This window comes from Paenibacillus sp. RRE4 (genome assembly GCF_031844205.1).
Taxonomy (GTDB): Bacteria; Bacillota; Bacilli; order Paenibacillales; family Paenibacillaceae; genus Paenibacillus; species Paenibacillus xylanexedens_B.
In genome coordinates this window covers 42,097-62,291 of record NZ_JAUZUT010000013.1, presented here as the reverse complement: position 1 = coordinate 62,291, position 20,195 = coordinate 42,097, and the positions used below count along the sequence as shown (strand labels likewise).

At 43.8% G+C, this 20,195-nt stretch carries 17 protein-coding genes; 16 read left to right on the top strand and 1 reads right to left on the bottom strand.

Going from position 1 to position 20,195, the window contains the following annotated elements:
• The first annotated feature begins 25 nt into the window (after nucleotides 1–25).
• The 13 genes from neuB (at nucleotide 26) to Q9R46_RS26355 (ending at nucleotide 13,914) form a co-directional block, all read left to right on the top strand.
• Nucleotides 26–1,099, top strand: a complete 1,074-nt coding sequence (neuB, locus tag Q9R46_RS26415; RefSeq protein ID WP_311282381.1) for an N-acetylneuraminate synthase — start codon at nucleotides 26–28, stop codon at nucleotides 1,097–1,099.
• A gap of 171 nt (nucleotides 1,100–1,270) precedes the next feature.
• The gene (locus tag Q9R46_RS26410; protein ID WP_311282380.1) at nucleotides 1,271–2,335 is read left to right on the top strand and encodes a nucleotidyltransferase family protein; all 1,065 of its coding nucleotides are present in this window, start codon (nucleotides 1,271–1,273) and stop codon (nucleotides 2,333–2,335) included.
• A gap of 57 nt (nucleotides 2,336–2,392) precedes the next feature.
• Nucleotides 2,393–3,034: an acetyltransferase gene (locus tag Q9R46_RS26405; protein WP_311282379.1), complete on the top strand. Its 642-nt coding sequence runs from the start codon at nucleotides 2,393–2,395 to the stop codon at nucleotides 3,032–3,034.
• A gap of 32 nt (nucleotides 3,035–3,066) precedes the next feature.
• Nucleotides 3,067–3,759 carry an acylneuraminate cytidylyltransferase family protein gene (locus Q9R46_RS26400; RefSeq protein ID WP_311282378.1) on the top strand — a complete coding sequence of 231 codons (693 nt, stop codon included), beginning with the start codon at nucleotides 3,067–3,069 and terminating at the stop codon, nucleotides 3,757–3,759.
• A gap of 292 nt (nucleotides 3,760–4,051) precedes the next feature.
• A complete protein-coding gene (locus Q9R46_RS26395; protein WP_311282377.1) occupies nucleotides 4,052–4,438 on the top strand; it encodes a flagellar protein FlaG in 387 nt (128 codons plus the stop codon).
• 36 nt (nucleotides 4,439–4,474) lie between these two features.
• Entirely contained in the window at nucleotides 4,475–6,019 is a 1,545-nt protein-coding gene (fliD, locus tag Q9R46_RS26390; protein WP_311282376.1) for a flagellar filament capping protein FliD, read from the top strand.
• Nucleotides 6,020–6,050: 31 nt separating this feature from the next.
• Nucleotides 6,051–6,446, top strand: coding sequence for a flagellar export chaperone FliS (fliS, locus tag Q9R46_RS26385; protein WP_123065353.1), 396 nt, complete (start codon nucleotides 6,051–6,053; stop codon nucleotides 6,444–6,446).
• Nucleotides 6,439–6,777, top strand: a complete 339-nt coding sequence (fliT, locus tag Q9R46_RS26380) for a flagellar protein FliT (protein WP_311282375.1) — start codon at nucleotides 6,439–6,441, stop codon at nucleotides 6,775–6,777. The genes fliS and fliT overlap by 8 nt, the downstream gene beginning before the upstream one ends.
• A 233-nt stretch (nucleotides 6,778–7,010) precedes the next feature.
• On the top strand, nucleotides 7,011–7,208 hold the full coding sequence (locus tag Q9R46_RS26375) for a cold shock domain-containing protein (RefSeq protein ID WP_024631599.1): 198 nt from the start codon (nucleotides 7,011–7,013) through the stop codon (nucleotides 7,206–7,208).
• A gap of 418 nt (nucleotides 7,209–7,626) precedes the next feature.
• On the top strand, nucleotides 7,627–8,190 hold the full coding sequence (gene hpf, locus Q9R46_RS26370) for a ribosome hibernation-promoting factor, HPF/YfiA family (RefSeq protein WP_145334526.1): 564 nt from the start codon (nucleotides 7,627–7,629) through the stop codon (nucleotides 8,188–8,190).
• Between the two features lie 739 nt (nucleotides 8,191–8,929).
• On the top strand, nucleotides 8,930–11,434 hold the full coding sequence (secA, locus tag Q9R46_RS26365) for a preprotein translocase subunit SecA (protein ID WP_311282396.1): 2,505 nt from the start codon (nucleotides 8,930–8,932) through the stop codon (nucleotides 11,432–11,434).
• Between the two features lie 331 nt (nucleotides 11,435–11,765).
• Nucleotides 11,766–12,879 (top strand): peptide chain release factor 2 gene (gene prfB, locus Q9R46_RS26360; protein WP_139168923.1). Its coding sequence is split into 2 segments (ribosomal slippage): nucleotides 11,766–11,837 and nucleotides 11,839–12,879, totalling 1,113 coding nucleotides; the frame shifts between segments, so codons are not numbered across the junction.
• Between the two features lie 126 nt (nucleotides 12,880–13,005).
• Entirely contained in the window at nucleotides 13,006–13,914 is a 909-nt protein-coding gene (locus tag Q9R46_RS26355; protein ID WP_311282374.1) for a YitT family protein, read from the top strand.
• 333 nt (nucleotides 13,915–14,247) lie between these two features.
• Here Q9R46_RS26355 and cls read toward each other — a convergent pair whose 3' ends face one another.
• A complete protein-coding gene (gene cls, locus Q9R46_RS26350; protein ID WP_311282373.1) occupies nucleotides 14,248–15,696 on the bottom strand; it encodes a cardiolipin synthase in 1,449 nt (482 codons plus the stop codon).
• Between the two features lie 377 nt (nucleotides 15,697–16,073).
• On the opposite strand from cls, the gene argC reads away from it, so the two are divergent.
• The 3 genes from argC (at nucleotide 16,074) to argB (ending at nucleotide 19,748) form a co-directional block, all read left to right on the top strand.
• The gene (gene argC, locus Q9R46_RS26345; protein ID WP_311282372.1) at nucleotides 16,074–17,123 is read left to right on the top strand and encodes an N-acetyl-gamma-glutamyl-phosphate reductase; all 1,050 of its coding nucleotides are present in this window, start codon (nucleotides 16,074–16,076) and stop codon (nucleotides 17,121–17,123) included.
• 144 nt (nucleotides 17,124–17,267) lie between these two features.
• The gene (gene argJ / locus Q9R46_RS26340) at nucleotides 17,268–18,506 is read left to right on the top strand and encodes a bifunctional glutamate N-acetyltransferase/amino-acid acetyltransferase ArgJ (RefSeq protein ID WP_311282371.1); all 1,239 of its coding nucleotides are present in this window, start codon (nucleotides 17,268–17,270) and stop codon (nucleotides 18,504–18,506) included.
• Between the two features lie 459 nt (nucleotides 18,507–18,965).
• On the top strand, nucleotides 18,966–19,748 hold the full coding sequence (gene argB / locus Q9R46_RS26335; protein WP_311282395.1) for an acetylglutamate kinase: 783 nt from the start codon (nucleotides 18,966–18,968) through the stop codon (nucleotides 19,746–19,748).
• Nucleotides 19,749–20,195 lie beyond the last annotated feature (447 nt).

Below are 20,195 nucleotides of genomic sequence, written 5' to 3'. Positions count from 1 at the left end.
TTTGTTTACTTCAAGGGAGCATACCATGAAAACTTATATTATTGCTGAAGTCGGAGTTAATCATAATGGTTCATTGGAAATGGCTGAAGAATTGATTAAGGTGGCTAAAGATTCCGGAGCAAATGCTGTGAAATTTCAAACTTTTAAGGCAGAGAATCTGGTAACTAAAAATGCTGAACAAGCAGAGTATCAAATCAAAAATCTGAATGAATCTTCATCCCAATATGAAATGCTAAAAAAGCTGGAACTTAGTTTCGAAGAGTTTGAACATTTGCAGGCCTTTTGTAAAATGCAAGATATAGAATTTCTATCCACCCCTTTTGATGTAGATAGTGCTGACTTTTTAATGGATAGACTGGGCATCGATAAAGTTAAAATACCTTCCGGCGAGCTTACCAACGCGCCTTTTTTGCATTATATCGCAACCAAAGGAAATAAGATGATCGTGTCAACAGGAATGGCCGATTTAGATGAAATTCACGAGGCTCTGTCTTATATAGCATATGGGCTAGCTAATCCGACAGAACCTGTAATCGAGCAACAAGTAAAGGTTTTTTATGAAACAAAACGAGCTAAAGCATTACTTTATGAGCATGTTGTCTTGCTTCATTGCACCACACAATATCCTGCTCCAGCTGAATCTATTAATTTGAAGGCGATACAAAAATTAGAGCAAGAATTCAAAATTCCTGTTGGCTTTTCAGACCACTCAGCGGGCATTAATCTTGCAATGGTGGCAGTGGGTATGGGAGCTACAGTAGTAGAAAAGCATTTTACGTTAGACCGTTCCTTGGAAGGGCCGGATCATAAGGCATCGTTAGAGCCGGATGAATTAAAAGCTTTCGTTAGTGGCATCAGAGAAGTAGAAACGGCACTTGGAGATGGGATTAAAAGACCTAGTGAGAATGAACTCCAAAATCGTATCCCAGCTCGTAAAAGCATCGTTGCAAAAAAATCTATTCAAGCAGGCGAGGAATTCACGATTAGCAATCTTACTGTTAAAAGACCAGGTAATGGTATCGAGCCTAAAGAATACTGGGCCCTCCTTGGTAGAAAAGCTTCTAGAGATTTCAAGGAAGATGAGTTAATTGAGTATTAATAAGGTGTTGAATGTGCTTAAAGGTATCTCTTTCAAGATCGTTTGAGATTTAAGATCGTTAAAAATCAGTGATTAGATATAAAATAACAGAATTGTTCTCCGATAATAAAATTAGTGGTATTCACGAAATGATAGGGAAATAGATTTTATGATGGAAGAAGGGATGCGCTTATGAAACTATGGGAGAAAGTGATTGTACAAGCTGACAGGAACTTATTAGAAACCATGAAGGTTATCAACGAGTCATCCTTACAATTTGCAGTTGTTGTTGATAACAATGGTTGTTTGTTAGGGACTGTAACAGATGGAGACGTAAGACGAGGTCTGCTTAAAGGATATGGACTAGACGTCTCCATAAAAATGATCATGAACTCTAATCCTGTAAGTGAACTTGCTGGGCAGCATCCTAATGTATATAAGCATAGTATGAGTGTTAAAAAGCTTAGGCAATTACCGATTGTTAATAAAAAAAATAAAGTTGTCGATGTACTTTTTGCTGACAGAATGGAAACTGAAACGAAACATAACAAAGTTGTTCTAATGCTTGGTGGATTAGGGACTAGACTACGCCCGCTAACCAATGAAATTCCTAAGCCTATGTTAAAAGTAGGAAATAAGCCAATATTAGAAACTATTGTTGATGGATTTAAACAATTTGGTTTTTCTCAATTTATTTTCTCTGTAAATTATAAAAAAGAGATAATTAAAGATTACTTTCTTAACGGAGAAGCATATAACATAAATATTGATTATATAGAAGAAGAGAAGAGAATGGGGACAGCTGGAGCACTCTCTTTATTAACGGATCGCCCTAAGGAACCCTTTTTCGTAATGAATGGAGATCTGCTTACACAAATTAATTTTCAACATCTTATGCAATTTCATGTAGAGCAAGGTGCAATTGCAACCATGTGTGTGAGAGAATATCAGTACCAGATTCCTTACGGTGTAGTAGAAACAGATGGAACGAATCTAATCAATATTAATGAGAAACCGGTGCATTGTAGCTTTGTAAATGCAGGTGTGTATGTTCTGGATGCTGCTGTTTTTGATTATATTCCACATGGAGAGTTTTATGATATGCCTACCTTGTTCAAAGAGCTTGTGGCTAATGGAGAAAAAGTCGCGGTGTTCCCTATTCATGAATATTGGCTTGATATTGGACAGATAACAGAATTCGAGCAAGCGGATAGAGAATACCAGGGGATTTTTAGGAAAGAAGAATTAGTGAAATGAATGTTTGAGCATAAGGATTATAAATACTATATTTAATATATTAAGGACTGGTATTTAATGGCGTCGAATAAAATTTTATTAATTGGTGGTGGAGGACACTGCAAATCAGTTTTAGATAGTCTCATAGGATTGAATTTGTATTCAGATATCGCAATCATTGATAAGAGAGAAAACGTAGGTAAGAATATACTTGACGTTCCAATAATAGGTACAGATGAAGATCTTGAAGAGTTTATTAATAAAGGATTTCATTCTGCTTTTGTTACGGTTGGAAGTGTCGGTAATCCTGAGCCAAGAATCAAGTTACATCAACTAATAACAGCCTTCGGCTTTCATATACCTGTTATTGTTGATAAATCAGCAGTTATTGGTTCTGATACGAAATTTGGTGAAGGAGTCTTCGTTGGGAAAAGAGCCATTGTAAATGCAGGTTCTGTTATCAATTCTTGTGCAATACTAAATTCAGGAGCAATTATTGAACATGACTGTAATGTTGGAAAATATGCTCATATAGCTTCTGGTGTAGTTTTAGCTGGCGGTGTCAACATTGGCAACAACGCTCATATAGGAGCACAAACTGTAATTAGACAGAATTTAAGTATAGGTGAGGGCACCACCATAGGGATAGGCAGTGTGGTTGTGAAAAACATAGCGAATAAAGTTGTGGCTTACGGAAACCCTTGTGAAGTCGTTAGATAAGATAATGAAGTAAGTTGATATCGGAGGATTACATGATTAATGATAAAAAGATTTTGGCTATAATTCCTGCTAGAGGGGGATCGAAAGGTGTTTTGAGGAAAAATCTTAGGTCTGTTGCAGGGAAGCCTTTAATTGCTTGGTCAATTGAAGAAGCTAAAAAGTCTAAGTATATAGATCATTTAATTCTTTCGACAGAAGATACAGAGATTATTACTACAGCGGAAGAGTATGGTTGTGATGTTCCTTTTGTTCGTCCTATACATTTGGCTGAAGATGATACGCCTGGTATTGCACCAGTCTTACATGCTCTTGAACATATGCCGGCTTTCGATTATGTTATGTTACTTCAGCCAACCTCTCCATTGCGCTCTGTGTTAGATATTGACCTTTGTATTGAGAGATGTGAAGAGAATAATGCTGTTTCTAGTGTCAGTGTAAATATTAGCGGTAAGTCACCCTTTTGGATGTACACTCTTGACCATAATAAGATGAAGCCAGTCATAAACCAGGTTGAGATTAGTTCACGTAGGCAGAATTTACCTGACGTTTATGAGCTTAATGGTGCCATATACATTGCTCAGACTGAATGGCTTATAGAAAACAGAACGTTTCTACACAATGAAACTCTGCCATTTGTTATTCCTAAAGAACGTTCTTATGACATTGACACGGAAGAAGATCTACTCATTTGTGATCTGATTTTAAGACACAGAGGAATACAATGAGCTTGATGCAAGTTTAATTATTAATTATTTGTTTGTTGAAGACCCAGAGCGCTTTATGGAAATTTTCTGCTTGAAATTTTTATTTCCTTTCGTAAATCCAGAAAATCATTATATCCCTTAATTTCAATAATACTAGCCTAATAGCCTTTGGTTAATAGGTTTATTTTGTTATATCACACTCTAGTCAACTTATTAGTAAATGATTTTTTTGATTTTACAAATTTCCTAAAGCTGGGGAGGCGATAAGCCGATATATACTATAAATGCGAACACAGTTGGAGGTCATTCAAGGATGAACATTCAGTTTTCATTGTCTGCCGCTACATCTGCAAGTAGTTCTACGGTCGAGATTACAAATCAGACAGGAGCTTCTCAAGCAGGAAGTGAGATAGCTAATATTAGAACCGCAAAAGAAGCTTACAACAAAGAAAGACAAGGCGTAAAAATCCCAGTGGGCGAAGAGTTATTGATCCGAAATATTGACCGTGCCGTGAAGGCACTGCAAGGGCCAGAGACGACACTGGATATTAGCATCCATGAAAAAACAAATGATATTATGGTCAAAGTACTTAACAAGGAAACGGGAGAAGTGCTTCGAGAAATTCCGCGTGAGCAGACGTTGGATCTGGTAGCGAAGATGATGGAAATTGCGGGCATCCTGATTGACGAGAAAGTATAAAAATTAAATCCACTTTAATAAGTGAGGAGTGAATTTATGCGTATAAACGGTTTTTCCGGTATGGACATTGATAGCATGGTCAAAGAGCTAATGACAGCCAAACGTGCTCCGTTAGATAAATTGAATCAAAAGAAAACAACATTGGAGTGGCAGAGGGACAGCTACCGTGAACTGAATAGTAAAATGTATGAATTCCGTAACACGAAGTTGCAGCAGACATACAGATTATCATCAGCATTGAATACACAAAAGGCTGTAGTTGCAGGCAATACGGACGCTGTTAGAGCAGAAGCAGGTGCAACTGCGAATGGAATTAAAATGGATGTATCTGTAGAACAACTGGCTACTGCCAAAGCTAAGGTAACCGATGGCAAAGGGCAAGGTTTCACTTCAAGACAATCCTTAGCTGAGCTGGCAAGTGGCATAAAATTTGGAGAACCTACAACTAGCTTGGGAGCAAGTGATTACGCAAAAGAATATAAAATTAAGATTAATAATATAGAAATGACTTTTACAGGTAAAGACACAGTATCTTCTGTAATTGCCAAGATCAACAGTAAATCGGAACTGAACGTGCAAGCGAGTTTTGATGAACTGACCGGGAAGTTTAGCATTGCTGCTAAGGATCTGGGTACTATGGGGATCCTTGATGTACAACCGCTGAATGCAGGGGATAGCTCTGTATTTGATGTTTTCGGAGCAGGTTCAACAGCTGTAGTTTCTGATGTTACCGCTAAGGATGCTATTGTCAAAATTAATGGAATTTTGCTTAATCCAGCCCCAACGAGTAATGTTATTACTTACAATGGTGTGACAATGAACTTGTTGGCTGAGACAGTCACCAGAGATTCGAGTAATGCTATAACAGGTGACAAGCCATTCACCATTACCACACAAAGTGATCCGGATAAAGCTCTTGAAACGATGAAGTCTTTTATCGAAGATTACAACAAGATTTTGGCCTTGTTCAATACCAAGGTAGGGGAAGAGAAATATCGTAGCTTCCAGCCGCTAACGAAAGACCAGCGTAGTGCAATGTCCGAGAGTGACATTAAACTGTGGGAAGAGAAAGCCAAAAGTGGTCTTCTTAAAAATGATGATATTCTCTCAAGTCTGACGTCTACCATGAGAAACATCATGGGTGAGAAAATGGGCGAGTTGAGTAATATCGGAATAACGGGTGGTAAGTACTTCGAGAATGGAAAAATTTATCTGGATGAAGATAAGTTTAAAAAAGCAATAATTAATAATCCGCAACAGGTTGCGGACATCTTCCAAGGGTCAGGGGCGAACACGGATAGTTCCATTTTCGGCAAGCTGTACAATGAAATGGATAAAGCGATGACCAAAATCGCAGAACGTGCGGGTACGACCAAATTTAGCGGCGACGTTAACAGCATTTATAAAGAAGAAAGCGTAATGGGTAAAGCGCTCAAAGGATATAACTCAGAGATTACTGCGCTAGAAAGAAGACTCTCTGACATGGAAAGTAGATATTATAAACAGTTCACAGCGATGGAAACGGCAATGAGTAAGTATCAAAATCAAGCCTCAAGCCTTTCCAGTTTCTTTGCCAGATAGATTAATATTTAAAGATTGAAAGGGTGTAAATATGATTAAGTCTCCATATGATCAATATCGCAAGTCGTCTGTTCAGACCTCTTCACCAGGTCAGTTATTGATTATGTTGTATGATGGAGCTATTCGTTTTGTACGGACAGCGCTTGATGGATTGGGTACCAAGGATTATGAGAAGGTCAGTCTGAACCTGGGAAAAGCACAAACCATTGTTAGCGAATTATCTGTTACCTTGGATCAGTCTTCTGATATTGCGGCCAATCTGAATGCTTTGTATGAATATATTAATTACTTGCTTATTGACGCAAATACAAAGAAAAAACCAGAGCCTGCAGAAGAAGCGCTGGGATACTTGAAAGAACTAAAAGAAACATGGGTTCAGGCGAGTAAAATGGTGTCTTCTTCTGAGCCTGGAGTCGTTCATGGATGATCTGATTGCTCAATTGGAGCAGTTAACAAGCCGAATTATGCTTCAGATCCGCGAAGTGAGTTCAGAAGAATTAGAGGCGTTTGTGGATCAGCGTCAGGCAATCATTGATTTGATGTTGGAACGCACGGGTGGTCGTGAGGCCACAGTAGCCGAACAAACAAGGCTTAAGGCTATTATGGACAATGACCAGACAATTTTAAAGCGGATGAACGATCTGAAGAGCGAGGCCAAAGATTGGCTCATTCAACGCAATCAAGCGAAAGCGCAAAAAAATGCGTATGAAGTATCTTATGCAGTGGATAGCATTATCGTAGACACAAAAAGGTACTAGTAAGTTATAATAGAATGCAGATATCTGAACGAGATATGTTGCATTCTTTTTTTATTTTTATAAAGATTATTTCCATTCGTTCAACATTTCTCCCTATAAATCTACAAAAAATACCAATAAAACATTTTCTTTACCAATTGACAATGGATAAGATTAGGTGATATCATCTGAGTTGTGGGCTAGGGTCTTGGCCAGAGCTTCACTTCATTTGATGACGAAGGGAATGTTAGTGCATGCAAGGTAAAGTAAAATGGTTCAACGCAGAAAAAGGTTACGGTTTCATTGAGACTGAAGACGGCGGCGACGTATTCGTACACTTCTCCGCAATTCAATCCGAAGGCTTCAAAACTTTGGAAGAAGGTCAATCCGTAGAATTCGACATCGTCGAAGGCGCACGTGGACCGCAAGCAGCTAACGTAATCAAATTATAATCATCCGGACAATCCGACCTACATATATGGTTAGATGGTTTCCAAATTGAATTATCGCTAGCATCAGACTCCGGTGATCCGGGGTCTTTTTTTGCGTTTATAGATTGTAAAATATGAGGGGATTGCTCTCTCCATTACCAGGCATAAACTGGATACCTTAAGGGTCATAATTAAGCAGGTTTTACATAACAGATTGAGTAACCTCCAAAACGGTTAAATAGATGATCAAGCGCCCGATGTACAATCCAGTTAAATCTGTGATTTTGCTCGAAAATGGCGAAAAATCACGAAATATGGCGTTAAACCTACATTGGTTGATGTGACTGGAGCAGATGTCATTATTCGGTCACCGGGAGTTTTTACATGGCGCTTACATTCGTGTTATAATGAAGTGGCAAAGATAAAGGAGGAGTGCCCTATGAATTTAAGTATTCGAGGTCAACAAATCGAGGTTACCGAAGCTTTGAAAGATTATGTCGACAAAAAGTTGAGTAGACTCGAGAAGTATTTCGATGCACCCCTTACCTCTGACGGTGCCGTTACACTGAGCACAACTAGAGGCTTGCATACAGTTGAGGTGACGATTCCTTTGAAGGGCTTTGTGCTCCGTGCCGAAGATGAGAGCGATGATATGTACGCATCCATTGACGCCGTTGTGGACAAGCTGGAACGTCAAATTCGCAAACACAAAACGAAAATTAACCGTAAATTCCGTCAGGAAGGCAGCCTGAAGACCCTCTTCGTAGAAGATCCGTCAGGCACAGTGGCTACTGCCGAACCGGACACGGATACGGATGACGATGATTTGGAAGTTGTACGGACGAAACGTTTTATGTTAAAACCAATGGATGTGGAAGAGGCAATCCTCCAGATGAACATGGTTGGTCATAACTTCTTCGTATTTTCCAACATCGAGAATGAGGAAGTAAGTGTGGTTTATAAACGGAACGATGGCAAGTATGGCTTGATTGAGCAAGGTTAAGTATACTTACAGCATCGCTTCAATTGAATAGAACACCCTATTATTGAATATAAGCAGGAGCCTAAGCTTCCTGAATTGAACCTAACAAGAGCTTCCATCCTTCAAGGGATGGGGCTCTTTTGTGCTTAACGGCTTTATGGGAATATGGAAATAAATTGATGAAACTATTCGCTGTATTATTGCGTCTAATAGAATAGAAGTTAGCAGGAAAATCAAAATAAAAGTAGAATTATAAAATCTAAATGGAATTTTGATATTAAATTCCATATTTCCCACAAATGATTGATTGATCCTTGCAACATCTCGGGAAATAAAACACTCTGTTTGTCACTTCCGATAACGACTATGATTTTTTGCACTAAAACTCGGTTTATACGGGGATCGAAGTTCAAAGAAGTCTGCTATGGCGTGTTGCGGCGACCCTTACAAACTGTTACAATTTATGCAAAGAGAATCATTGTCCTGATGAGGAATTGTCAACGAATGATCGCTAATCATAATCAATGACAGACACAGCACCATGAACATGATTCAATAGCTCGAATTCTGGCATGTATTTCATAAACCAGAGCCGGGTGAATACGATCAGCTTCATGAGTAACTGTGGCAAGCCTGGAGTTGATTCATCTCATATGTTTTTGTTTGTTACCCCCAAGGGGAAATGGATGAACAATCCATCCGATGGTGTCGCATGGCGGCAGCAGGGGGTCTATTCTGTTTTGCACGAAAGGGGTATACCATGTTAGGACTTGTCAAAAAGATCTTCGGAGACATGAACGATCGTGATGTGAAACGTCTGATGAAGACGGTCGATGTGATCAATAAACTGGAACCACAATTTCAGGCATTGTCTGATGAGCAGTTGAAAGGCAAAACGGATGAATTCCGTGCCCGGATTGAAAAGGGAGAAACGACGGATGAACTTCTTCCTGAAGCATTTGCAACCGTACGTGAGGCATCACGCCGCGTACTGGGCAAACGTCATTATGATGTACAAATGCTGGGCGGGATTGCGCTGCACGAAGGCCGTATTTCTGAGATGAAAACGGGTGAAGGTAAAACGCTGGTAGGAACACTGCCGGTATATTTGAATGCATTGATGTCCAAAGGTGTACACGTAGTCACAGTCAACGACTATTTGGCGCAACGGGATAGCCAGGAGATGGGACAAATCTATGAATTCCTGGGCATGTCGGTTGGGGTTAACCTCAGCGGTATGGACCATGCATTGAAGCAGCATGCATATGCATGTGACATTACGTATGGTACAAACAATGAATTCGGGTTCGACTACCTTCGTGACAACATGGTGCTGTACAAAGAGCAAATGGTACAACGCCCGTTGTTCTTCTGTATCATTGACGAAGTAGACTCGATCCTCGTCGATGAGGCACGTACACCTTTGATCATTTCGGGACAAGCACAGAAATCGACCGATCTGTATTATGCAGCGGACCGTTTTGTGAAACGACTTGTACCCGAAGAAGATTTTACAGTGGATATCAAAGTGAAATCCGTAGCGCTGACAGAGGGCGGCGTAGCGAAAGCAGAGAAAGCCTTTGGCATCGAAAACCTGTATGACCATGCCAACGTAACGCTGAACCACCACATTGTACAGGCGCTGAAAGCTAACGTGATTATGCGTCGTGATGTAGATTACGTCGTTACGGATGAAGAAGTCATGATCGTAGACGAGTTCACAGGCCGTCTGATGGCTGGTCGCCGTTACAGTGATGGATTGCACCAGGCGATCGAAGCGAAAGAAGGCATTGAGGTTCAGAACGAGAGCATGACGCTGGCAACAATCACATTCCAGAACTACTTCCGGATGTACCGCAAGCTTGCGGGTATGACAGGTACAGCGAAAACGGAAGAAGAAGAGTTCAAGAAAATTTATGGACTTGAAGTTCTACAGATTCCAACAAACCGTCCTAACAAACGGAATGATATGGCGGATGTGGTGTACAAGAGCATTGATGGCAAGTTCAAAGCGGTTGTAGAAGAAATCGTGGAACGTCACAGCAAAAACCAGCCGGTTCTGGTGGGTACGGTATCCATCGAGAACTCGGAGCGTCTATCGGATATGCTGAAACGTCGCGGCATCAGACACCAGGTCTTGAACGCGAAGTTCCATGCGGAAGAAGCTGAAATTATCTCCGGTGCGGGTCAAGCGGGTGCAGTAACGATTGCAACCAACATGGCCGGTCGGGGTACAGATATTATTTTGGGTGAAGGCGTGGCTGAAGTTGGCGGCCTTCATATCATCGGTACAGAGCGCCACGAATCACGCCGGATCGATAACCAGTTGCGTGGTCGTGCGGGACGTCAAGGTGACCCGGGTTCCACACAGTTTTACCTGTCGCTGGGCGATGAATTGATGAAACGTTTCGGTGCAGACAACGTGCTTAATATGATGGAGCGTCTTGGTTTTGAAGAAGATCAACCGATCGAGAGCCGCATGATTACGCGTGCTGTAGAATCTGCGCAGAAGCGGGTTGAAGGTAATAACTTTGACGTACGTAAAGTGGTACTCCAATATGATGATGTCATGAACCAACAACGTGAGATCATCTACAAACAGCGTCGTGAGGTACTGGAGTCTGAAAATATTAAACAAATCGTTATGGATATGATCAAACCTTCCATTGAGCGCATCGTTGAAGCACATTGCAGTGACGAGATTCCAGAGAACTGGGAGCTGCAAGAGGTTGCGGACTTCATGAACAGCAAATTGCTGGATGAAGGCTCCATCACCAAAGATGATCTGTGGGGCAAAGAAGCCGAAGAGATCATAGAGCAACTGTTCGAGAAAGTACAGAACAAGTACAATGCCCGTGAAGAACGTATCGGTGAAGAGATGGTTCGTGAGTTCGAAAAAGTGGTTGTGCTTCGTGCGGTAGACAGCAAGTGGATGGATCACATTGATGCGATGGATCAATTGCGCCAAGGTATCCACCTCCGTGCATACGGCGGTACAGACCCACTTCGTGAGTACCAGTTCGAAGGTTTCGAGATGTTCCATCAGATGATCGCTTCGATCCAGGAAGAAGTGGCGACGTATGTGATGAAAGCACAGATCGAAAGCAACCAGGAGCGTCAGGCCGTAGTGGACGAGAGTCAGATCTCGACAAGCGGTGAGCCTGCCGAGAAACGTCCGGTGAAAGTTTCTGACCAAATCGGCCGTAATGATCCATGTCCGTGTGGCAGTGGCAAAAAGTTTAAACACTGTCATGGTCAGGAGTAGTTTTCGTTCATTTCTTTTATCCAAGTGCCAAATGTAATATCAACTAGATAAGTGAGTGGATTGCGTAAAATTTTGAGTTCAGCTTATCTAGTTAAAATTATATCGTTTGACTTATACGGCTCCTTGCAGCCGGGGGTTCAATAAGATAAAGTGAAGGATGCATAACCGATCATCGGTGCATATGAATAATCATATGATGCTGATTGAGGACTGACGTGCCTGCTGGTAACAGTATGCGCAAGCCTCACGGTATATTGGTTCCCAGACTTGATCTTGATCATTGAACTTCCCGGAGGCGGGGAGCTTATCTTAATGAAAAGAGGAATTGCACATGATTGATCCAAGCGTGAAGCAGGACCTGCGTGAAATAGGCAAGAAATTAACAAACCTTAGGGGGTCTCTTTGACTTAGATCTCAAGCAAGAGATGATTGAGAACTTCGAAGAGAAGATGTCAGCTCCGGACTTCTGGGATGACAATGAGAAAGCGCAAGCCGTCATTGCGGAGATGAACGCAGTGAAAGGTTCGGTAGATCAGTATGCGAAGTTGCAACAGGATTATGACGATGCATTGATGATGGCTGAGCTGGCCGATGAAGAAGGCGACGAAGAGCTTGCTACCGAGATTGGCAACAGTGTCGCTGCAATTGTGGGCAAGCTGGAAGAGTTTGAATTGCAACTTCTCCTGAATCAGCCTTATGACAAGATGAATGCGATTCTGGAGCTTCATCCAGGTGCTGGTGGTACCGAGTCGCAGGACTGGGGTCAGATGTTGCTCCGTATGTACACACGCTGGGCAGAGAAACGGGGCTTCAAGGTTGAGGTACTGGACTATCTTCCGGGTGATGAAGCGGGGATCAAGAGTGTGACGTTGTCCATTAAAGGGCATAACGCATACGGTTATCTGAAAGCAGAGAAAGGGGTTCACCGTCTGGTACGGATCTCTCCTTTTGACTCATCAGGCCGCAGACATACATCCTTCGTATCTTGTGATGTGGTGCCGGAGATCGACGATACGATCGAGATCGACATTCGTACCGAAGACCTTAAGATCGATACGTATCGTGCGAGCGGTGCGGGTGGACAGCACATTAACACCACGGACTCGGCTGTACGGATTACACATATACCGACCGGAGTGGTAGTGACCTGTCAGAACGAACGTTCACAGATCAAAAACCGTGAGCGTGCGATGACGATGCTTCGTTCCAAATTGTATGAGCGCAAAATTGAAGAGCAGAAAAAAGAACTGGACGAAATCCGAGGGGATCAGTCGGATATTTCGTGGGGAAGCCAGATTCGCTCCTATGTATTCCATCCCTATAGTATGGTAAAGGATCACCGTACAAGCGTAGAGACAGGTAATACAGGAGCAGTGATGGACGGCGACCTCGATGCATTCATCGACGGTTATTTGCGTAGCCAAATTAAAGTAGAAAACGATTAATTCAAGTTCCTGTATGGACCCGTGCGCTGAGGCGCATGCTGGTGTATACAGGGGCTTTTTTTTGAACAATTTTAAGAAATGTAAAGAAGAGTATGGAACTGTTATATAAAAGGAGAGCGCGACAACATGCAAGAGCAACAACATTCATATCCTCATCGTAAAAAAAGGTTAACCACCTTCATTCCCCTGAATGGGCCGTGGCGGAACGTCATCGATACCCTGCTTATTATTGTCGGTTCGTTTTTGATTGCCGTAGCCTTTAATTTATTTCTATTGCCCAATCAGATCGCTTCAGGCGGTGTATCGGGTTTATCTATCCTCGGAGACGAGTGGTTGGGCTGGGAACCGGCATATACCCAATGGGCGATTAACATCCCGTTATTAATTGCAGGTTTCCTGTTGATTGGTAAACAGTACGGTGTGCGTTCCATCCTTGGAAGCATTGTGTTGCCGCTCTTTGTATATTTGACGAGTCATTGGGAGATTCCGACGGCGAATCCGTTGCTCGGCTCTCTGTATGGGGGCATTGGTGTGGGGCTTGGGATTGGAATTGTGTACCGGGGTAGAGGCTCAACCGGGGGCATGAGTATTCTGGCTCGCATTGTGCAAAAATACAGTGGGTTCAGTTACTCGCTATGTGTTGTCATCATGGATGCAACCGTCATTATTTTGGCAGCCTTTGTGCTGTCGCTAGAGCAGTCTCTGTATGCGTTAATCGGGTTGTACGTTACGGGTAAAGTTATCGATGCCGTGGAGATGGGACTGGGATACTCGAAGGTGGCGTATATTATCTCTAACCAGACAGAACCGATTACCAAAGTCATTCTGGCCGATCTGGATCGCGGTCTGACCAAGCTGGAGGCCAAAGGTGGATATACGGATGACCAGCGAACCGTGCTGATGGTTGTCGTTGGGCAAAATGAAGTGCCGAGACTGAAAGCGCTGATCCGGTCTGTGGACCCGGGTGCGTTTGTCATCATTAGTAATGCGCATGAGGTGCTTGGTGAAGGTTTTAAGCGCGGTGAGCATATCTAAGGTTTACAAGCTTGAGGTAGATATAAAAAAAGCAGAAACTCTCTTTACCCCGATTACGGGGAAGGAAGGTTCTGCTTTTATTTTTTAGGATATATGCTAGACTAGGCAGGCTTTCCTATATAAGCAAAACAACCAAACTAACTAAAATTTACACATCAACAGAGCTGACAGAAAAAATCTGTAGAAGCGAAGCGGTCGCCTTTATCACCGGATTTTCCCCTTTAGTAAAGGGAATTTAAAAAATCTGGGGATAACAGTGATTGGAAGATTATTCTGTCATCGTAGTGTCTGTGTAAATCATGTTCTGTTATTTATATAGGTCCCTGCCTGAGTTTACAGGATTGGAGATAGCAGACGAGAAATCGCTTCTTTAAAACGAATCACCAGACTGCGGTTTTGATACTCCTCCAGCGTTAACTCTCGTGATACATGCAGGTCATGCTCAAACGTGTGTACAAGCGCCGTTGCAATCGTCTCATCATACATAAAGGCATTAACTTCGAAGTTTAACCTGAAACTGCGGTAGTCAATATTAGCCGTGCCGACGGAAGCAACGAGACTGTCAATAATCAGCGTTTTGGCATGGATAAAACCATTATCGTAGATAAACGCTTTCGCCCCTACCTTTAACAACTCCCCGATATAAGACAATGTAGCCCAATAAACAAAGGCATGATCCGGTTTATTCGGAATCATAATTCGAACATCGATCCCTGACAGGCACGCGAGGCGAATAGCTTCGAATACGCTGGCATCCGGGATAAAATATGGGGTTTGAATCATAATGGACTGTTTGGCGTCATTGATCATCTTGAGATAACTGTTTTTGATATGCTCAGTCTCGGCGTCAGGTCCACTGGATACGATCTGCATAGCGGTATGGCCTGTTCCCTCGATATGAGGGAAGTGAGCAGGAACGTAAGGTGTGTCATGCTGTTTGGAAGCTTCATTCCAGTCGAGAAGGAAACGGGTTTGCAATGCATGCACGGCATTCCCTCTTATACGCAGGTGGGTATCGCGCCAATAGCCGAATTTGGAATTGAGCCCGAGATATTCATCCCCGACGTTGAACCCGCCAGTATAACCGAGATTACCATCAATGATAACGATCTTACGGTGGTTGCGGTAATTCATCCGCAGGTTAATCAGACTGAATTTGGATGGGAAAAAGACTTCAACAAGTCCACCCGCTTCGCGTAGTTCTTTGAAAAAGCGATTTCTAACCCGCCGCGAGCCAAGCGCGTCATAGAGCAGGCGTACCTTCACGCCTTCGCGTGCTTTACGGATCAGCGCATCCCGAATTCTTTTGCCAAGACTATCCCCACGGTAGATGTAATATTGCACATGCACATGATCTTGTGCCGCCTCGATGTCATCCAGAAGCCACTGGAACTTGTCTGTTCCATCGGTGATGATCTCGACGGCGTTATGCTCTGTCAGGAGTGCACCATTCTGTTTGAGGTTCATATAAATCATGTCCTGACTATTTTCTGTTGCCTTGTTGGAGAAAGGAGTGCGATTATCTTGTAGCTGGGCGAGCTGCGCCTCAATTCGTTCCTCCAAGCCAAGTTTCTTGCGCTCTTTCCATTGAAAGAGGCGATATCGGGTCAGATTCTGACCCGTCAATAGATAAAGGATGAACCCGAAGACCGGAATAAAGTTCAATACCAGCAGCCAAGCCCAGGAAGCACTGGCATCCTTGCGTTCAAAGAAAACGACTGCGGCAGCGAAGATAATATTCAGTCCCAGGAGCACAATAAGTAATATGGATTCGATATGCACTTTAGTCCCCCATGTCTCATAATGACCTTCGGAGTCCAGTTCAATGTAACCATTCAGAGAAGGTGTATGTATGAACGAGACTCTGTATGTAATGTTGCCTTCTACTATGTATTTTAACAGAAGAAACCTTGTTCGTCCCTAAGGTAAAAAGATATCGTTCGGAATTGTTGGAAATCCGTGTTAAATTCATGATAGATGGTTGTATTTATATAACTAGAGTCGTATAATAATACACAAATATGCATAGAAGCGACGGAATTGTCTGCTTAAGCTTTGATGATACGTATGAACGAGATGTTTGCACAATTTCTCGTCATCATTCAGAGAGCCTTGAGCATGGCACAAGTAGCGCATACAACAGGATTGGGGGAGCGAGAGTGAATAACAAATTAAGAGTGGCAATCGTCGGTTCCACCGGCTACGGCGGGGTGGAACTGATTCGTTTTTTCCAGAATCATCCGCAAGTTGAAATTACATCGGTAATCTCTTCATCAAGCAGCGGGGAGTCCATCGCCGATGGGTTTCCGCATTTGACGGACGTGATTCGCAGGCCACTCGACGGAGTCGATCCGGCAGAGATTGCAAGTCGTGCAGATCTTGTATTCACCGCGACCCCGTCTGGCGTAAGCGCGAAGCTCGTACCGAGTCTGCTGGAAGCAGGACTGAAAGTGATCGACCTGTCGGGTGATTTCCGTTTGAAAGACGGATCGGTGTATGAGCAATGGTATAAACACCCTGCACCGTCAGCAGAATTGCTGGAGAAGGCCGTATACGGTATGGCTGAGGTGTGTGGAGATGAAGTGAAGGGTAAAGATTTTATATCCAACCCTGGCTGTTATCCGACAGCTACGCTGCTAGGTCTGATTCCTGCGGTGGAAGCGGGATGGATTGATCCATCGACCATCATTATTGATGCGAAATCAGGCGTATCGGGTGCAGGGCGCGGAACGAGTCTGACCAACCATTACGCAGAGATGAATGAAAATTTTAAAGCGTACAAGTTGAATAAACATCAGCATATCCCTGAGATCGAGCAAGTTCTCGGCAACATTACGGGAAGCCCGGTGACGGTGACTTTTACGACACAGCTTGTGCCTATGACACGCGGCATTATGAGTACGATGTATGCAAAGCTGACGGGTGATCATAGTGATCAGGAGATTGTGGACTTATATCGTAAGTATTATGAAAACAGACCTTTTGTACGTGTGCGTGAACCGGGCATTTGGCCATCGACGAAAGAAGTGGCTGGATCGAACTATTGTGACATCGGATTTTCGGTAGACCCGCGTACCGGGCGTTTGACGATTATTTCGGTGATCGACAACCTGGTAAAGGGTGCATCCGGGCAAGCGATTCAAAATATGAACCTGATGATGGGATGGGAGGAAAACCTCGGGCTGAACATGACACCAGTATATCCATAAGCGTGTGACGAATGAACATCGCAGGGGAAGCACGAAGAAGCGGGTTTCATTTGAAAGTCATAAAGTATGGGTAGCAGTTGGGGTAATCTCAGTTGAAGCAGGCGGTTCATCAGCATATGGCTGAACGCATACGGGGGATATGATATGGGAACAAAAGTGGAGCATCAAGCTTTTACCGTGGTTGAAAATGGAACCATTGTTACGCCGGGCGGATTCTCGGCAGGAGGACTGCACTGCGGTCTGAAAAAAACATCACGCAACGACATCGGAGCGATTCGTTGTGATATCCCTGCGACAGCTGCAGCGGTCTACACGACGAACGTGTTTCAGGCTGCTCCGCTCAAAGTTACTCGGGAAAGCCTGAGCAACGGACGATTGCAGGCTGTGATTGTAAATAGCGGTAATGCCAATGCATGTACAGGACAGCAGGGTGAAGAGGATGCGTATGCGATGCGTGCGGCAGCGGCTCGTGAACTAGGCGTGGCTGAAGAGGACGTGGCTGTAGCATCCACAGGTGTCATCGGAGAACTGCTCAAGATGGATGCGGTACTTTCGGGCATCAAGGCGCTTCCTGAACAGCTCGGCAAAGAAACGAACGAAGCAGAACAATTTTCACAAGCGATTCTGACTACGGATTTGGTGAAAAAAGAAGCTTGCGTCTCCGTCATTGTCGGCGGCAAGACGGTAACGATTGCGGGAGCGGCCAAAGGCTCGGGCATGATCCATCCGAATATGGCCACCATGCTGGCATTTATGACCTCGGACGCGGTCATCGGGGCAGAAGCGTTGCAGCGCCTGCTGCGCCAGGCGACCAACCATACGTTTAACATGATTACCGTAGATGGGGATACCAGTACAAACGATATGCTTGTAGCGATGTCCAGCGGTTATGCAGGCAATGAAGAGCTGACGATGGATCATCCGGATTGGGAGGCATTTGCTGCCGGGTTCACATATGTATGCCAAGTGCTTGCCAAAGCGATTGCCCGGGATGGCGAAGGAGCAACCAAGCTGGTGGAAGTGGAAGTGACGGGTGCGGTTAGCGATGAGTCTGCACAGGCCATTGCCAAGACCGTAATCGGCTCAAGCTTGGTGAAATCCGCTATGTTTGGAGCTGACGCGAACTGGGGACGGATTATTGCTGCCGTAGGCCGTGCAGGCCAGCCAGTGAACCCGGATACGGTAGATATCCGTCTTGGAGATATCTCCGTGCTCGCTCAGTCTCGTCCTGTTGTGTTTGATGAAGAAGCGGCACTGGCATACTTGCAGACGGATACGGTACGCATTGTAGTGGACCTGCATCACGGTGAAGGCAACGCTGTAGCGTGGGGATGCGACCTGACATATGACTATGTGCGCATTAACGCCGCGTATCGTACGTAAGTAGAAGTTTTGTAATAGATAGGATTGTCTTAATTCATGATCGAACTCATTGATGTGAGTCCCGTCATAAAATCATTTTGACCTGAACGTTTATTACAGGTCTTGAACTTTGCAGCTTGATCTCTAGAAAGCTGCGTACCATCATAGATGTAAAAATGTTTATAAGGATTAAACTTTTAAATATAAAAATAAACGAATGTAGTGGAAGAGGCGGAATCGATTCTGTAGAAGCGGAGCGTTCGCATTTGTCTCCGGGTTTTCCCTTTGGAAAAGGGGAATCAGAAAAACTTGGAGACAACGGCGATCGAAAGAACGATCCGAATCTGGAACGACCGGCGTTTATCTGCATCTTTTATGTAGGTGTTAATCCTCTATAACTCCATAAGGAAGGAGCCTTGCCTCGTGAATTCAACATTGCCTAACGGCACTACTGCAACGGAAGCAGGTACGGAAAAACAGATGTTTGTGATGAAATGTGGAGGCAGTACGCTGGCTGCATTGCCAGAGTCTTTCTTTGCGGATCTGCGTGATTTGCAGTCCTCGGGAAACGGCCCGGTCATCGTTCATGGCGGCGGCCCGGCAATCTCCGATAATCTGGCGAAGCTTGGGATCGAAACCGAATTTGTGAATGGTTTGCGTAAGACTACCGAACCTGTACTGGATGTTGTCGAAATGGTGCTGGCAGGTAGCATTAACAAACAGATCGTACGTCTGATCCAGCGTGTAGGTGGTCAGGCCTTGGGCGTATCCGGTGTGGATGGCGGTCTGATCCAAGCAAAACCTGTAGCAAACCATGCTGAAATCGGCTGGGTTGGTGATGTAACAAGCGTCAAAGCGGAGATTATTCAAGGCATCGTGAATATGGGTTATATGCCTGTTATTGCACCGGTAGGTGTAGATGCGGGTGGACAGCGCTACAATATTAATGCCGATACGGCTGCAGGAGCAGTGGCTTCTCATCTAGGCGTTAGTCGAATGATCGTTGTGACAGACGTACCAGGCATTATGAAGACGATGGGTGGCGAGAAAAAAGTACTGCCATCCGTATCCGTCCAGGAGATCGAGGATATGATTCAAACCGGCGAAATCTACGGTGGCATGATCCCGAAGGTTCGCGCAGCGATTGCGTGTATCCACGGCGAGGTGCGCGAGGTTATTATCGTGGACGGTAGCGAACCGCAGATCCTGAGCCGTGTGCTTGGCGGCGAGACGATCGGTACACGAATTATCCGAATGCAGTAGATGTAATACGGAATTCAGACTTTAGGCTTTTATTTATATAAAAAAGAATTTGTACACGGTGTTTTTATGAGAAGTTGAATTTACACGTTAACGAAGAGGACAGAGAAACCTGAAGAGTGAAGCGCTCGTGTATAGTCGGATTTTTTTTCTTAATGTCATTGTTGAACTATTGGTTTACACAAAAACGGAGAGGACAGAAAAAACCTGAAAAAGCGGAGCGGTCGCCTTTATCACCGGATTTTCCCTTTGAGAAAAGGGAATCCAAAAAAATCTGGGGATAACAGCGATTGGAAGGTTATTCTGTCATCGGAGTGGCCGGTGTAAACTGCCTTTAGTTCTTCAATAAATATGATCGAAAGATCTGGGTATAACAGTGATCGAAAGGTTGTTCTGTCATCGGAGTGACCCGTGAAAATGAAGGTTATCTCATAATGGATCGCTGTGTAC